Raw genomic sequence first — 13,156 nt, forward strand, 5'->3', positions numbered from 1 at the left:
TGACTCCCAGCCAACCAATGAACGTGGAGCGAGCGGCCGAGCCCAGGCAATCTCCCCCCTTGTGGGGGAGATGTCCGGCAGGGCAGAGGGGGGTGTATCCGCACCACGCCGACCGCCAGCACCGCACTGTTCAGCGGCAGCACCGTGGAAAGAGCAGGGCATCCCCGCACCACGCCCAAGCGCATCCGCACCGCACCCATGCGAGGCCACCCCCTAAATGGCCACCCCCACCCAACCCATACCCGACCTCTCCGCAGCCCTCGTCACATCCCCCGTGCCGATCGCTCACTGGCTCGTCATCGCCCCTGTAGCGCTCTGCATTACACTCGGCGCCATCCTCCTGATGGCCCGCGGCTCTGTGCGCCTTCAGGCCTCACTCGCCATCCCCGGCCTCGCGCTGCTCGTCGCCCTCGACGCCGCACTCCTCGTCAAAGTGATGGCCGACGGCCCGCTCACCATGGTCATGGGCCGCTGGCTGCCACCGTTCGGTATCGCCTTCACCGTCGACACGCTCTCCGCCGTCATGGCGCTGACCGCGGCGATTGCGGCCTTGGCGGGCGGCATCCACGCGCTCTCCGATATCGACGACAACAACCGCCGCTACGGCTTCTTCCCGTTCCTGATCATGCTGATGGCCGGCGTCACAGGCGCGTTTCTTACCGGCGACGTCTTCAATCTCTATGTCTGGTTCGAGGTGCTGCTGATCTCGTCCTTCGGCCTGCTGATATTGGGCTCCGAGCGCAAGCAGATCGACGGCGCGATGAAATACGCCGTCCTCAATCTCCTCGGCACCACGCTGTTCCTGATCGCCGTCGGCATCCTCTATGCCATCTTCGGCACGCTCAACATGGCCGATATCGCCAGCAAGGCCGGCGAACTCAGTGAAACCGCGCCGCTGACGACACTGGCAGCCCTCTTCCTCTTGGCCTTCGCCATGAAGGCTGCCGCCTTTCCGGTCAATTTCTGGCTGCCTGCCTCCTATCACACCCCGCGCATCGTCGTGTCGGCACTCTTTGCCGGCCTGCTCACCAAGGTCGGCATCTACGCGCTGATCCGCGTGCTGGTCGTGCTGCTCCCCTTGGAGCGCGAGGAGCTCAGCCTGCTGATCGCGATCACGGGTGCCGTCACCGCCATTTTGGGCGCGCTCGGCGCGCTGGCGCAGGATGATGTGAGAAAGCTGCTCGGCTATGTCGTCATATCAGGCATCGGCAACATGCTGATCGGCATCGCCATCGGCACGACAGGGGCGCTGTCCGGCACCGTCTTCTACGCGCTGCATTCCATGCTGCTGATGACGGCACTCTATCTCGCGGCCGGCCAGATGGCCTTTCTCGGCGGCAGTTTCTCTCTGACGAGGCTGGGTGGCCTCTATCGCCGCAATGGCCTCTTCGCCGCAATCTCGCTCATCCTCTTCTTCGCCGCCTGCGGCCTGCCGCCATTTTCCGGCTTCTGGCCGAAGCTCATTCTGGTCAAATCCTCGCTCGATGTCGGCGCCTGGTGGCTGGCGGCCGCCGTGCTCGTCAGCGGCTTCCTGACGACGATCTGTTTCGGCCGCGTGTTCCTGCTCGCCTATTGGCGCCCGGCCACCGAAAGCGCCGAAACCCATGTCGCCACCGGCTGGCGGACGATACTGCCGCTTCTGCTTCTCACCGTCTTCATCGTCGGCTTCGGCCTGCTGCCGGAACGTCTGCTGGCGCTGACGCAATCCGTCGCCACCGAGCTCACCGATCCCTATCCCTATATCGAATCCGTCTTCCCGGGAGGCGTCGCGCCATGATCGCCGTGCTTCTCAATCTCCTGCTCGCGATCGCCTGGGCCGCACTCAGCGGCAGCACCTCGGCCCACAACCTTGTCTTGGGCTTCGCACTCGGCGCGCTGGCGCTCTTCCTCGTGCGCGAACCCTTCGGAGCCAAGGCCTACCTCTGGCGCCTCTGGGCGATCATGTCGCTGGCGCTGCTGTTCATCAAGGAACTCGCACTGTCCGCCATCAAGGTGGCGACGACGGTGCTCAGCCCTGAGATGAACCTGAAACCCGGCATCTTCGCCTTTCCGCTGACCGTCGACCGCGATTTCGAAATCACGCTGCTCGCCAACATGATCACGCTGACGCCGGGCACGCTGTCGGTCGATGTCTCCGACGACCATAAGACGCTCTACGTCCATGCGCTGGATTGCGCCGATCCGGACGCGATCAGGCGCGATATCGCCAATGGCTTCGAGCGCAAGATCATGGAGGCCTTCCGATGACGCCCGACGCGATCGTCTCCATGTCAGCATCCGCAGCCCTCGTCATCCTCGCGGTCACCTTCCTCGTCGCATCCTGGCGGGTCATCGTCGGGCCGACTTTGCCGGACCGCATCCTGGCGCTCGACACGCTGTCAGGCACGGCAATCGGCTTCCTCGCCGTCGTCGCCGTCAAGACCGGCTTTGCGCTCTACATCGATATCGCCATCTCGCTCGGCCTCGTCGGCTTTCTCGCCACCGTCGCCTTCGCCCGCTTCGTTCTGTCGCGCGGCCCGCGGCCGGGTTCGGCTGGACCCATGGCCGCGCAAGCGGATAAAACCATCCGCCCGGCCTCGAAAAAGCCCGATGCGAAGGTGAAGAGCGATGCCAAGCTGAAACCCAAGACCGCGCCCGCGCGCAAAACGAAGAAGGACAGGACATGATGGATTACATCACCGCCATCGTCGTTTCCGTGCTGCTCCTGTCGGGCGCGCTTTTCGCGCTGGTGGCAGCCCTTGGTATAGTCAGATTGCCGGATTTATACACGCGCATGCACGCCGCGTCGAAAGCCGGAACGGTGGGCTCGGGTCTGTTATTATTTGCGGCCGGGATCGAATCAGGAGAAATCGCCGTATTTGCACGTTCGCTTGCTGGTTTCGTGTTTTTTATACTGACGGCGCCGGTCGCCGCTCATCTCTTGGCCAGGGCGGCACACAAGACAGGTTATCGTCTGTTACCGCCTTCGGTGCGTGACGATCTTCTTGAAAGGTAAGAGTGCTATATATTCAAGATTTTAAGCAGTTTTTTGCAGTTTTAAGCAGATGTGAGGATGATTAATGTTTCCTTCGCGCTATACTAATTCTTGGGATAGAGGCGTTTTTTGACGGATATATATGAAATATTAATTGGCGTTTTCGCAAAACGGTGATAATTGATGCTCAAGTAGAGTTCTGATATTGAATTAGAATCACATTGCATAATTCCTCGGTCGCTTTGAATTTCAATGTTTAATTGAGGGTCGTGTGCGGGTGTGTGCGTACTAATGCAAGATCAGGCAGTATAAGAACGGGTTTCGGCCTCAGGAATCTAGGGGTGGATTTCAGTTTTTCGAAACATGTAGCCGCAGACTGAGTTTTTTGCTGTTCGCTCTACGATAGCGGTCCTGAGCCAAGGAGGCTCTAGACCTTTTGAGCATGCAAACAGGAGAAACGAAATATGACGGATACTGCAGCCGGAAGCGGGCCAGAATTGCTGGTCGAGCTTACCGCGGATATCGTCGCAGCGTATGTCAGCAACCACGTCGTGCCGGTTGGCGACCTCGCCAATCTTATTTCGGACGTGCATTCGGCGTTGAGCAACACATCGACGCCGACACCGGCCATGGCTGTCGTTGAAAAGCAGAAGCCTGCTGTTTCTGTGCGCAAGTCCGTCCAGGATGAGCAGATCACCTGCCTCGAGTGCGGCGGCAACTTCAAGTCGCTGAAGCGCCATCTGATGACTCACCACAGCCTCTCGCCTGAAGAATATCGCGAAAAGTGGGATCTGCCGGTCGACTACCCGATGGTAGCGCCTGCCTATGCCGAGGCGCGCTCGCGCCTTGCCAAGGAAATGGGTCTCGGCCAGCGCCGCAAGCGCGGCCGCGGCTGATAGATTTGTCGCATTGAACGATCACGATCAGCCGGGCGAGAGCCCGGCTTTTTCGTGTCTGCGCATGTCTCCCGAAAGTGGACACCGGTTTCGGGATAAAGACATGCGGCAAGCAAAGAAGGAGTTAAAGCGACGAGGAAAATAATCCCAGAAAATTTCGACTCCTGTTAAAATTCGTGAGCGGAATCAGCCGAAATCGATCAAGGCGCGCTTTCGGTTGTCCCCGTTCCTATATAGCGTGTATGAATTAATTCCTATTCATAGGAGTATTCATATGCCGATTGGACATTTTTCCCCGCCCGGCGCCGCGAATGCGCCGCTGTCCCCGCTTTACGGGGAAGAGCAGACCGTCCTCTCAAGGGGTGATCGCCCGCCGTCGGCGACGGATGCCGTGCGCACCGTCTGCCGCATCTGCCAGGAAGTCACGACCGAGATGGTGATGATCGCCGGGCAGCGCGTGCAAATGCGCCGCGACCGCCGCCGCACGCTTTGCCACATCAGGCAAATCGCCATGTATGTCTGCCATGTCGCGCTGCAGATCCCGCTGCATGAGATCGGCACCGGCTTCGGCCGCGATCGCACCACGGTCAGCCATGCCTGCCACGTGGTCGAGGATCGCCGCGACGACCCCGCCTATGACGAATTCGTCGCCGCCGTCGAGCGCACCGTCAATTCCATCTTCCGGTCCGGCGGAGGATACAGCCATGAGTAAATCGGCAAAGACCAAGACGAAGCCGGCCGCGTCGCAAAAGCCGCTTGTGACACTGCTGAAGCTGCTGATCCGCAGCGAGGCACGGCGACTTGAGGGCGAGGGGAGCGATATCAACCTCCTCTTCGCCGACGGAACGACCGCCGGCTTTCCCTTGAGCTTGATCGCCGAAGCTCTCGCCTCCGGCCTCATCGACGAGCAGGGCGAATTGATGCGCGCATCCAATCAAGCCCGCGCCTATCTGCGCCGCGCGGCCGCCGAGGCCGATGAGGCCTTTCTCACCCAGCACGCGGATATCGAGACGAGCGCGCGCGAGGTAGACGGCGTCGTCAGGCGGCTGCGGGTCAACAAGGACGAATCGCCGCTCGCAAGCCTCGAGCGTCTGAAGGACCGGGATGGCGCTGCCTTCATGCCGGAGGCGGCGATCAAGGCCGGCGAGAGGCTGCATTTGGATTTCACCCGCGCCCAGCTGCAGCCGCGCGTCACCGCCTCCTGGGAGCCGCGCCTTTCAAGCCGCGCCAGCAGCGGGCGCGGCGGCATGGCGGATCTGACCGACAGCGCCGTCGCCGCCCGCCTTGCCGTCAACCGCGCGCTGGAGGCGCTGGGGCCGGAACTGTCCGGCGTGGCGCTGGATGTCTGCTGCTTCATGAAGGGGCTGGAGACGGTCGAGCGCGAGCGGCAATGGCCGGTGCGCTCCGCCAAGCTGATGCTGCGAACCGCACTCATGGCCCTCTCGCGCCACTACAATCCGCAACCGCCGTCCCGCCGCCCGCGCATGGAGCACTGGGGCGCGCCGGATTATCGCCCGGAACTCTGGTCCTGATCGTTCAATTTGAAAAGAAAGGCCTGCCCTTACGCCGCCGCCCGCAGCCGCGCTTCCTCGCGGATGCGGTTGACCATCGAGCGCAGCCCGTTGGAACGCTGCGCCGACAGGTTCTCGACGAGACCCATCTTGCCGAACACCTCGAAAGCGTCGAGTGCGGCGATCTCCGAAGCCGTCTTGCCGGAATAGGTGGCGAGCACGATCGCCACCAGCCCGCGCACGATATGCGCGTCGGAATCGCCCTCGAAGGTCATCACGGGATTGTCGCTGTCGTCGGATACTTGCGTTACCAGCCACACCTGGCTGGCGCAGCCCATGACCTTATTGGCGGAGGTCTTCTTCTCGTCCGCGAGATCAGGCAGCGCCTTGCCGAGTTCGATCACATAGCGATAGCGATCTTCCCAGTCGTCTAGGAAGGTGAAATCGTCGATGATCTGATCGAGGGACGTCATGCAAATGGCCTTTCGTTGTCTCCCGATCATATAGGGGAGATGCGGCCAGATTTGAACCACAATAGCCATGCCATGTTGAATGAAATCGGGTCTGTAAAAAAGGGGAGGGCGAACACTGCCAGAAGCTTCTTGGCAGCCGTTATGCTCGCCTAAGCACGCATGGAAACGATGATGCGACGACCTAGTTCACCGGTTCCGGCTTCTTTGCGGCGCGCGCAGCGGTCAGTTCGGCTGTCGTGTGGTTCAGGCGGTCCGCGAGGACGCGCATGATCTCGACGGCCATCTCGGGAAAGTCGCTCAACAACTTGAGGAAATGCTCCTTGCTGATGCGCAACACTTCAAGCGCCGACGTGGCGCGAACGGTTGCGGTACGTGAGACGTCGCAGAGGATCGCGATCTCACCGACGATGGAATTGGGATCGACATCGGCGACCTTGATATCGCCGGCGGGAGAGCGAACGAGAATATCGGCTGTTCCCGAAAGCACCACATAGGCTGCGTCCCCCGGATCTCCCTGTCGGAACAGATCCTGACCGGCGCTATACGTCATGCGGTCCGAGGTGAAGGCCAAAAGTTTGAGCTTGGCTGGCGCAATCCGCGAAAAGATCGGCACGCGCCGCAGCATCTCGACTTCGTCTCTCAGCAGCATGAGCTTATTTTCTCCCTGCGCGCTCGCGGCGCGCTTGCTAGAATGACGTGCGTCCTTTTTGGCAGGACGTCACTTTTGTAGCCCCTGTAGAATATTACGATAACAGTTCCTTGAACATCCCGTTCTGTTCGGAAAGTTCCGGAAAATTGCCGGCCTCGACCAGGCTTCCGCGGTCGAAAAGCAGGATTCGATCGAAAAGCGCGGCCAATCTGGCGTTCGACAGAACCCACACGATCGCGGGTCGCTCGCCCTCGTGATGCAGCTCGTTGACGAGGTTGTTGGTGATCTGGTCCTGCACGCGCTGATCCAGCGCCGACAGCGGCCGGTTTAGAATGATGTAGTCGGAACGCCTGAGCAGTGTTCTTGCGAGGTTCAGCTTCTGGCGTTGGACCATCGTCAGCCGCTTGCCGCCGGAGCCGACATCGAACTCCAGGCCGATCGACAGGACGTCGTCGAAAAGATCGAGCGTTTCGAAGAGACCGACCATGATCGAGCGGATGCTCTCGGACGCGTCGGCGCGCTGGTAGGCGATACGGCCGAACAGCACGTTGTCCATCAGGCTTGCCGACGAGATGAAATGCTCGGGGTCGTACCGCTCGATGACGGCAGCCAGATCATCCGGAATATTCTCGTGGAACTGCTTGCGCGCGCTGACGATCTTAGCGGTCAACTCGTCAGTCAGCAGACCGAAGCGGTGGCGGGGTTCGATATAGGCGAAGCTCAAGCGGATGATGGCCGAGCGCTCTTCCGGCGTCGCGTCGTCGAACTTCCGGCTGCTCAGCTTCTGCAACAGCGCCTGATAGGTCGGAATGTCGTCCGCCGTCATGAAGGTCAGCTGCTGGAAGAACGGGTGGTCCGGCGGCAGATCGTGGAAGAGTTCGACCGCGTTCTCGGCAATCTCCAGACCCATGGCGTAGAGGTCGTTGCTCAGTCCTGTTTCCCGGAACAGCGTCTGGAAATAGGGGTGCGCCGCCAGACGCCTGTTGTTCATGATCGGCCGCTTCATCGAGCCGAAAAGCAGGTTCTCGCCGACGGTCGCCTGTGCGTTGTAGCTATCGAAGTCGAAGGGAACGACGATGTTGCCGAGCTCCGACTGCTGCATCTTCTCGCGCAGCGCTGCGCGCAGATCGACGATATGCTCTGCAAGCTTGGTGTGGACGTGCGTGTCGACAGTCGAGCGCAGCGCGAGGTCGAGAATGTCCTCTGTGATGAGCACGGCATCGAGAGCCGGCCGCATGGCCGTCAGGATATCGCCTGGGCCGGTGGCGCCCGCGGCGCGGTAGTCCACCCAGTCGCTGTTCGGATCGAGCGTCGGGTTGCCGGCCTTGATCGCTTCGGCGGCATGCCATTTGGCTTCCTGGGCCGTCTGCTCGTCGTATTCGGGATCCTTTAGCGGCGCATGCTTCAGGCCATAGAGAAGGTTGTCGCGCAGCGTCCCCTGGAAGAAATAGAGATCCGACGAGGCATAGGAAATCCGGCGGCCGGAAACAGATTCAGGCAATTCCAGCAGGTCTTTTCCGTCGATGGTGATACGGCCCGAGTTGGGCCAAACCACGCGGCCGAGCGCTTCGGCGAAGGCTTCCGCACCGCTCGAATTGGGGCCCACGACGGCCACCGTCTCGTTCGGCTTGATTTCGACCGAGACGTGATCGATCAGCTTGGCGCCGCTGTCGTCGCTGACGGCAAGGTTGGTGACGATGATGGGTGCCGCCAAAGCCGCCACCTCTTCGATCGCGACCTTGTGGATGCTGTCGTCGATCAGCGGCTCGACATTGAACTGCTCGTAGACCTGCTGGTACTTGACCTGCACGTCCTGGCGCATCTGGTCCCAGTCGATCAGTTCCTTCAGCGGGCCCGGAAGATCCTTGTAGGCGCTGATGACCGCCACCAGCTGCCCGATATCGAGCCGGCCCTGAAGCGCCAGATAGCCGCCGATCGCGTAGAACAGGAACGGCGTTACCTGCGCCAGGAAGTTGTTGAGGAACTTGACCAGGAACTTCCACTGATAGAGATCGTAGCGGATCGAGAAGATGAGCCCGAGGCGCGCGGCGATGTCGGCACGTTCGAGGTTCGACGTGTCGTTGCCGTGGATCGTGCCGATACCGTCGACGATCTCGCCGACGCGGCCGGAAAGCTCGCGCGCCGTCAACTGTCGCTGACGCCCGAGTTCCAACAGGCGCTTGCGCATGCGGGGGATGACCACGGCCTGAACACCAACGATCCCAGCGGCGATCATGCCCAGCCAGAAGTTCTGCACGATGATGAAGGCAAGCGCCGTCAGCGCCTGACCGCCGAGCAGGGCGGGCGAGACGAAGGCGTCCCCGGTGAAGCCGCCCATGGGCTCGACTTCGTCCTTGATCATGGTGGCGATTTCAGCGGACTTCACGCGCTTGAAGTGATTGGGCGGGAAGCGCAGAACACGGTCGATCAGCTGGAAGCGGATACGCCGCAGCATGCGCTCGCCAAGCCGGCCCTTGTAGGTGTTAATGTAGAACTTGAAGAGACCATTGAGTACCACGAGCGCGAGGAAAACCAGGCTGAGCGCCATCAGCATCTGCTCGCGGCCGAGCTGAACACCCTGGAAGAACTCCACCTTTCCGATCAGCGGGAAGGTGTAGGACAGATGCATGAAGGTCTGCGTGGCGCCTTCACCCTCGAAGCCAGAGCCCTGAATAGGTCCGTTGACGATCTGCTTGGGCAGGTCGAACGACAGGAAGTAGGGCACCATGGAGAGCGCGACGACCGCCAGAATCCAAAGCTGCTGCAGCCGCGTGTTCGACCAGATATATCGCGCGAGGCTTTTTTCCATTGCTAACCGTCGATTGTCGGGAAAATTTGAGACATCAATCCTGCACGAGAGGGCGGTGGTACCGAGAACAGGATCATGCTACCGGATCGCTTAATAAAAACAACGCGAAGCGGCGTGTATTACTGGATGCCGATTCACGCGAGAGTCTGTTTTATATCACATGATTTTCATAAAGGGCGAGAGTTTCACGCGAGCATAGCGCGAATGATTTCGGCCGTTCGTCTGGCGCCTTCGAGGTCGATATCAATGCCGGTGGTGCGACGCTTTGGGGCCGCAAGTGCTGCACTCACCGCCGCCGCCACATGATCCGCCGTCAACCCTTTTTCAGGCAGCAACTCGGCTAATCCCAGCTTGGCAAGGCGCTCGGCCCTGACGGTCTGCTCTGTCTCTCCGCCCGCCACGAACGGGATGAGGATCGGACGGCAATCGGTCCGCAAGAGGTCGCCAACCGTGTTGTAGCCGGCCTGCGAAATGGACACGCGCGCGGCGCCAAGCAGAGAGGGGAAATCCTTGCGGAACCGGACGAGCGTGACGTTGGATGGGATAGCCTGCGACAGCGTCGCGAAATCCGCGTCCGGCAGGTTCGGGCCGCTGATCAACAGCCAGCGCAGATCGGCCGGGAGCACCTTCGCGGCTTGGCCGGCTGCGTTCAAAAGCTCCATCCCAACCGCGCCGCCGCCGGCGGATGCGATGATGTCGAATGTCTCCGACGCAGGCTCCGGCGGAGGCGGCGCCACGATCCCGGTGTAAGAGACCTTGTCGGCGATGTCAGCTGTCAGCGGGAAGGTGTCTTCGAGGCGGACGAAGTCGGGGTCGCCATGAACGAGCACGCCATCGAAATGCGCCTGCACCAGACCGACGGTCTCGGCGTCGCGCCCAGCCTTGCGGTTCTCCTGCAAGATGTCGCGCACGGAGCTCAAGAGCTTCGGTCGAGGGTTCGATGCTTCGATGGCTTCGATCAAAGGCAGAAGTTCGAAGCGCATCTGCCTGCGTCCAAACGGAAAAGCCTCGATAATGACGACGTCAGGCCGCGCATCGTGAAACGCCTGAAGCAGCAGATCGCGGCGCCGTTCGAGGAAATCCTGGTCAACCGCGACGCCCCGTTCATCGGCCAGCCCGGAGAATCCGGCATTGCTGGCCACCACCGGCGGCAAAGCCACCGTCTTCAGCCGCGCCGCCGGGAAGCCGGTGACGGGCAGGCCGCCGGTCACAACCGTGACATCGAAGCCGTCGTTCTGCAGGGCATTGGCGATGCGGCTTGCGCGCGCGATATGGCCGATACCGAGCAGGTGCTGAACGTAGAAGAAGACCCTCGGAGCGCTCATGATGCTTTCTGCCACTCCTGTTGGAACAGCTGGCTGAGCTGATCGATGCTGGCATTGTAGTCGAAATGGCTGCGCACGCGCATTTCGGCCGCGTCGCCCAGCCTCTGCCGCAAGCCGGGATCGCGAATGGCTGTCTCGAGCGCTTTCGCCAGCGCCTTGGGATCATCTGGTTCGACCAGCAGCCCATTCTCGCCGTCGACCAGTAGCTCCGGCACGCCGGAAACCGAGGTCGAGATGCAGGGCAATCGCTGGCTGGAAGCCTCGACGAGAACGTTCGGCAATCCGTCGCGATCGCCATTGGCGGCAATGCGGCAGGCAAGCGCGAAGAGATCGGCGCGGCGATAGTGATCCAGCACGTCTTCCTGGGCGAGCGCGCCCTTCCAGGTGATGCGCTCGGAGAGCTTGAGTTCGCTCGCCAGCGCCTTCAGCTTCGCCAATTCGTCACCGCCGCCAATATGCTCGAAACGCCAGTTCAGATCGCTGGGCAGGAGCGCGAGCGCACGCAGCAAGGTGTCATAGCCCTTTTTCTCCACCGCGCGCCCGACGCTGAGCAGAAAGACGGGCTTCGTCGGATCGCTACCATCCTGGCCGGATCGCTCGCCGGGGAAATGGCCGAAGCGCGCGAGATCGAGGCCGTGATAGCTCAGATGCACCGCGTCCTTGCGCGATGTCAGCGTGCGCATGTGTTGGTAGCCGTTGCGGGTGCAGGTCACGGCCCATCGAGCGCTGGAAAGCTTTTCCGTCAGCTCCCAGTCGGGCGATGTCCAGATGTCCTTGGCATGCGCCGAACAGGTCCACGGCACGCCGGTCAAGAGGCTCGCATATTCGGTGACGGAGGCGGGGGTGTGGATGAAATGCGCATGCAGCCACTCTCCGCCATCCGGCCATTCCCGGGCAAGCACCATGGCCTGACCGAGCCTGCGGAAGCGATTGCGCGAGATGTCGCGTGGCAAGTCCTTGAAAAAGCGCTTCATCAGCGCGCCGAAGCCTGGCTTCCTGAAGCTGGCAAACAGCCCCTTCAACACCCTGAGCGGCTCTTCGTGCAGATATTCCGGCAGGTAGACGACACGCGCCTTGATCTCGTCATGGACGGGATGGCGCTTCTTGTCGGTCGGGCGACGCATGGAGATCAGGGTCAGGTCGAAACCGGCCTTTTCGAGGCCCAGCAGTTCCTGCGCGATGAAGGTTTCCGAAAGGCGTGGATAGCCCTTCAGGACGACAAGCAATTTCCGGCGTGGCGGCAATGATGTGACTTTCACTCGGCGCCGACGACGGAAAGGTGGCGGCCACGGTTGTCGAGCCAGCTGCCGACTGTCTCGGAAATATGGTTGAGGCCCTCAAGCCGCATGTTGGATCCGCTCATCGAGGGCGGCTGGCGGTGCGGCAGGCGCTTCAGCGCATCGGCCATGACGGCAGCGTCGGCCGATGCTTCCGGCAGAAGCATCTCGACAAGGCCAAGATCGCTGGCGCGCTGGGCGCGCAGCAGTTGCTCTTCGCGCGGCTTGACGCGGGGCACGATCAGCGCCGGCTTGTCGAAGGAGAGGATTTCGCAATAGGTGTTGTAGCCACCCATTGCCACCACGCCGGCGGCGCCGGCGATCAGCTCTTCCATGTTATTGTCGAACTCGATCACCTGGATATAGGGGATCTTCGATCCCTTCTGGACCAGCGTCGTGCGTTCGGCGACCGGCATGTAGGGACCGAGCACGACCAGTGCTTTCTGCTGCAAGGTCGGGTCCTGCTCATAGGCGTTCATCACGTCGTGTACGAGATCCGAGCCATCGCCGCCGCCGCCTGTCGTGACGAGAATGTAATCGTCGCTGCGGGCATTGATCGAGGTCTTGTTGGCCGAGACGCTGCGCTGCAGGAAACCGACGAAGTCCATCTTGCGGCGAACACTCGCGGGCACATCGAGACCAACAAGCGGGTCATAGAAATCAGGCGGGCCATAGACCCAGATCGAATCGTAATATTGGTCGATCTTCTGCATCACGCCGTTCTTCTTCCACTCGGCGTCGAGCAGGTGAGGGGCATCCATGATCTCGCGCAGACCAAGCACAAGCGTCGTGCCGCGTGCCTTCAGATAGTTCAGCGTCTCCTCGACCTCGCCCTTCAGTCCCATCGGCTCCTTGTCGACGATGAAGATGTCGGGCTGGAACGTTTCGGCCGTGTGGCGGATGATCGATTCGCGCATCTTCAGTGTATCCTGAAGATCGATGTGGCTTGCCATCGACGTATATTCGCCGTTGCGAAGCTTGATGACGCTTGGGACCTTCACGAAGTCGACGCGGGCGCGATAGTCAAACGCACCGGCGATCGTCGCACCCGAGATGATCAGGATGTTCAGGCCGCGATAGTCCTCGACCAAGGCATGCGCGATGGTGCGACAGCGGCGCAGATGGCCGAGCCCGAACGTGTCGTGACTGTACATCAGGATGCGTGCGTCTTCCAGGCGCCGGGCCATGGACATTCCTTCCGGGCTATACATCATCTAGCACCGCCGCTTTCAACGGCGCTGG

13 protein-coding genes are annotated in these 13,156 nt (G+C 61.2%); 7 read left to right on the forward strand and 6 right to left on the reverse strand.

The features are described 5' to 3' along the window. The first annotated feature begins 217 nt into the window (after positions 1 to 217). The 7 genes from D460_RS0124225 (at position 218) to D460_RS0124255 (ending at position 5,402) form a co-directional block, all read left to right on the forward strand. The gene (locus D460_RS0124225; protein ID WP_026283485.1) at positions 218 to 1,777 is read left to right on the forward strand and encodes a Na+/H+ antiporter subunit D; all 1,560 of its coding nucleotides are present in this window, start codon (positions 218 to 220) and stop codon (positions 1,775 to 1,777) included. Next, on the forward strand, positions 1,774 to 2,247 hold the full coding sequence (locus D460_RS0124230) for a Na+/H+ antiporter subunit E (protein WP_018901189.1): 474 nt from the start codon (positions 1,774 to 1,776) through the stop codon (positions 2,245 to 2,247). Before D460_RS0124225 ends, D460_RS0124230 begins: the two co-directional genes overlap by 4 nt. Further along, positions 2,244 to 2,666 carry a cation:proton antiporter gene (locus tag D460_RS35380; RefSeq protein ID WP_018901190.1) on the forward strand — a complete coding sequence of 141 codons (423 nt, stop codon included), beginning with the start codon at positions 2,244 to 2,246 and terminating at the stop codon, positions 2,664 to 2,666. The genes D460_RS0124230 and D460_RS35380 overlap by 4 nt, the downstream gene beginning before the upstream one ends. Further along, on the forward strand, positions 2,663 to 2,995 hold the full coding sequence (gene mnhG / locus D460_RS0124240; protein WP_018901191.1) for a monovalent cation/H(+) antiporter subunit G: 333 nt from the start codon (positions 2,663 to 2,665) through the stop codon (positions 2,993 to 2,995). Before D460_RS35380 ends, mnhG begins: the two co-directional genes overlap by 4 nt. Positions 2,996 to 3,438: 443 nt before the next feature. Further along, positions 3,439 to 3,870: a MucR family transcriptional regulator gene (locus tag D460_RS0124245; RefSeq protein WP_018901192.1), complete on the forward strand. Its 432-nt coding sequence runs from the start codon at positions 3,439 to 3,441 to the stop codon at positions 3,868 to 3,870. A 274-nt stretch (positions 3,871 to 4,144) separates the two neighbouring features. Next, a complete protein-coding gene (locus D460_RS36870) occupies positions 4,145 to 4,582 on the forward strand; it encodes a helix-turn-helix domain-containing protein (RefSeq protein ID WP_018901193.1) in 438 nt (145 codons plus the stop codon). Further along, positions 4,575 to 5,402, forward strand: coding sequence for a DUF6456 domain-containing protein (locus D460_RS0124255; protein ID WP_018901194.1), 828 nt, complete (start codon positions 4,575 to 4,577; stop codon positions 5,400 to 5,402). Before D460_RS36870 ends, D460_RS0124255 begins: the two co-directional genes overlap by 8 nt. 29 nt (positions 5,403 to 5,431) lie before the next feature. Here the strand turns inward: D460_RS0124255 and D460_RS0124260 are convergent, their stop codons facing one another. From D460_RS0124260 to D460_RS0124285, 6 genes are all read right to left on the reverse strand, one after another. Then, positions 5,432 to 5,854 carry a SufE family protein gene (locus D460_RS0124260; protein WP_018901195.1) on the reverse strand — a complete coding sequence of 141 codons (423 nt, stop codon included), beginning with the start codon at positions 5,852 to 5,854 and terminating at the stop codon, positions 5,432 to 5,434. 181 nt (positions 5,855 to 6,035) lie between these two features. Then, entirely contained in the window at positions 6,036 to 6,503 is a 468-nt protein-coding gene (locus D460_RS0124265) for a cyclic nucleotide-binding domain-containing protein (protein ID WP_018901196.1), read from the reverse strand. Between the two features lie 94 nt (positions 6,504 to 6,597). After that, the gene (locus D460_RS0124270) at positions 6,598 to 9,312 is read right to left on the reverse strand and encodes an ABC transporter ATP-binding protein (protein ID WP_018901197.1); all 2,715 of its coding nucleotides are present in this window, start codon (positions 9,310 to 9,312) and stop codon (positions 6,598 to 6,600) included. Positions 9,313 to 9,497: 185 nt separating this feature from the next. Beyond that, on the reverse strand, positions 9,498 to 10,637 hold the full coding sequence (locus tag D460_RS0124275) for a glycosyltransferase (protein ID WP_018901198.1): 1,140 nt from the start codon (positions 10,635 to 10,637) through the stop codon (positions 9,498 to 9,500). After that, the gene (locus D460_RS0124280) at positions 10,634 to 11,881 is read right to left on the reverse strand and encodes a glycosyltransferase (RefSeq protein WP_026283486.1); all 1,248 of its coding nucleotides are present in this window, start codon (positions 11,879 to 11,881) and stop codon (positions 10,634 to 10,636) included. The genes D460_RS0124275 and D460_RS0124280 overlap by 4 nt, the downstream gene beginning before the upstream one ends. A gap of 11 nt (positions 11,882 to 11,892) precedes the next feature. Further along, complete coding sequence (locus tag D460_RS0124285) at positions 11,893 to 13,101, reverse strand: glycosyltransferase family protein (protein WP_018901200.1); 1,209 nt, start codon at positions 13,099 to 13,101, stop codon at positions 11,893 to 11,895. Positions 13,102 to 13,156 lie beyond the last annotated feature (55 nt).

Origin of the sequence: Rhizobium sp. 2MFCol3.1 (assembly GCF_000377565.1) — a bacterium.
GTDB lineage: Bacteria > Pseudomonadota > Alphaproteobacteria > Rhizobiales > Rhizobiaceae > Rhizobium.

Bases quoted from the DNA above. Each gene is read 5' to 3' on its own strand.
- D460_RS0124230 (WP_018901189.1), top strand. From the start codon at position 1,774: ATGATCGCCGTGCTTCTCAATCTCCTGCTCGCGATCGCCTGGGCCGCA.
- D460_RS0124270 (WP_018901197.1), bottom strand. From the start codon at position 9,312: ATGGAAAAAAGCCTCGCGCGATATATCTGGTCGAACACGCGGCTGCAG.
- D460_RS0124275 (WP_018901198.1), bottom strand. From the start codon at position 10,637: ATGAGCGCTCCGAGGGTCTTCTTCTACGTTCAGCACCTGCTCGGTATC.
- D460_RS0124265 (WP_018901196.1), bottom strand. From the start codon at position 6,503: ATGCTGCTGAGAGACGAAGTCGAGATGCTGCGGCGCGTGCCGATCTTT.
- D460_RS0124285 (WP_018901200.1), bottom strand. From the start codon at position 13,101: ATGGCCCGGCGCCTGGAAGACGCACGCATCCTGATGTACAGTCACGAC.
- D460_RS35380 (WP_018901190.1), top strand. From the start codon at position 2,244: ATGACGCCCGACGCGATCGTCTCCATGTCAGCATCCGCAGCCCTCGTC.
- D460_RS0124260 (WP_018901195.1), bottom strand. From the start codon at position 5,854: ATGACGTCCCTCGATCAGATCATCGACGATTTCACCTTCCTAGACGAC.
- D460_RS0124225 (WP_026283485.1), top strand. From the start codon at position 218: ATGGCCACCCCCACCCAACCCATACCCGACCTCTCCGCAGCCCTCGTC.
- D460_RS0124245 (WP_018901192.1), top strand. From the start codon at position 3,439: ATGACGGATACTGCAGCCGGAAGCGGGCCAGAATTGCTGGTCGAGCTT.
- D460_RS36870 (WP_018901193.1), top strand. From the start codon at position 4,145: ATGCCGATTGGACATTTTTCCCCGCCCGGCGCCGCGAATGCGCCGCTG.
- D460_RS0124255 (WP_018901194.1), top strand. From the start codon at position 4,575: ATGAGTAAATCGGCAAAGACCAAGACGAAGCCGGCCGCGTCGCAAAAG.
- mnhG (WP_018901191.1), top strand. From the start codon at position 2,663: ATGATGGATTACATCACCGCCATCGTCGTTTCCGTGCTGCTCCTGTCG.